This window comes from Mesorhizobium sp. M7A.F.Ca.CA.003.01.2.1 (assembly GCF_003998945.1).
GTDB lineage: Bacteria > Pseudomonadota > Alphaproteobacteria > Rhizobiales > Rhizobiaceae > Mesorhizobium > Mesorhizobium ciceri.
Window position 1 is genome coordinate 1 of sequence record NZ_RZRA01001290.1, and the last position, 1158, is coordinate 1158.

The 1158-nt window shown below is 59.2% G+C and carries 3 protein-coding genes; 2 read left to right on the forward strand and 1 reads right to left on the reverse strand.

The window, feature by feature from the left end; all coding sequences use genetic code 11:
* Positions 1–191, reverse strand: a 191-nt coding sequence (locus EN969_RS35660) for a hypothetical protein (protein WP_206525291.1), incomplete at its 3' end; no start/stop codon positions are given.
* A gap of 44 nt (positions 192–235) precedes the next feature.
* Here EN969_RS35660 and EN969_RS32055 point away from each other — a divergent pair.
* Positions 236–607, forward strand: a complete 372-nt coding sequence (locus EN969_RS32055) for a response regulator (RefSeq protein WP_013531932.1) — start codon at positions 236–238, stop codon at positions 605–607.
* 33 nt (positions 608–640) lie between these two features.
* On the forward strand, positions 641–1158 hold a 518-nt coding region (locus EN969_RS32060; RefSeq protein ID WP_127419787.1), incomplete at its 3' end, for a response regulator.

The window sequence follows — 1158 nt, forward strand, 5'->3', positions numbered from 1 at the left end:
GTGTGTGGAATGAGTCTCTCCCGCAGTAATGGCAAGAGTTGCTTGCGGCAAGCCATTAGAGCGTGGCGCGCCCTTTGGACGCGCAGGCGACGAGGTAGAATTCGCGCTGTTTTCCAGCCGCGGATTTCCGTTTCGTCAATCATATTGCCGTAAAGTGAAGCAGGGTTTGGTGCGTTCAGATATGGGCGCATGACGGTCGCCTTCGAAGCGGAAGGGCGGCCGGGACGGGATATCGATGCCGAAGAAGGTTATGATCGTCGAGGACAATGAGCTCAACATGAAGCTCTTTCGGGACCTCATCGAGGCAAGCGGTTACGAGACCGTGCGCACCCGCAACGGTCTGGAAGCGCTCGATCTGGCACGCCAGCACCGGCCGGATCTCATCTTGATGGATATCCAGTTGCCTGAGGTGTCGGGGCTTGAAGTGACCAAATGGCTGAAGGAGGACGACGAACTGCACGTCATCCCCGTCATTGCCGTGACCGCCTTCGCCATGAAAGGCGACGAGGAACGTATCCGCCAGGGTGGCTGCGAGGCTTATATTTCGAAGCCGATCTCGGTGCCGCGTTTCATCGAAACCATCAAATCCTATCTGGGCGATGCGTGATGTGCCCCTTCAGCCGAGCCGGAGCGTTATGAAATGACTGCGCGGATCCTCGTCGTCGACGATATCCCTGCCAATGTGCGGCTGCTGGAAGTGCGGCTGCTGGCCGAATATTTCGAAGTGTTGACCGCCACCAACGGGCCGGATGCGATCGAGACCTGCGAGAACGGCAAGGTCGATGTCGTGCTGCTCGATGTGATGATGCCCGATATGGACGGCTTGGAGGTCTGTCGGCGGCTGAAGAGCGATCCGGCGACATCGCACATTCCGGTGGTGATGATCACCGCGCTGGACCAGGTTTCCGACCGCGTCCGCGGGCTTGAGGCTGGCGCCGACGACTTCCTGACCAAGCCGGTCAACGACCTGCAGCTGATGACGCGCGTCAAGAGCCTTGTTCGGCTGAAGTCGCTGACCGACGAGTTGCGGCTGCGCGCCTCGACGACGCGCAATATCGGCATCGAGGAGTTGCTCAGCCGCAATTTCGCATCCGAGGACACGACGCCGAAAGTGCTTTTGATCGACGAGCGCAAAACATCCGTCGAGCGCATCCAGAA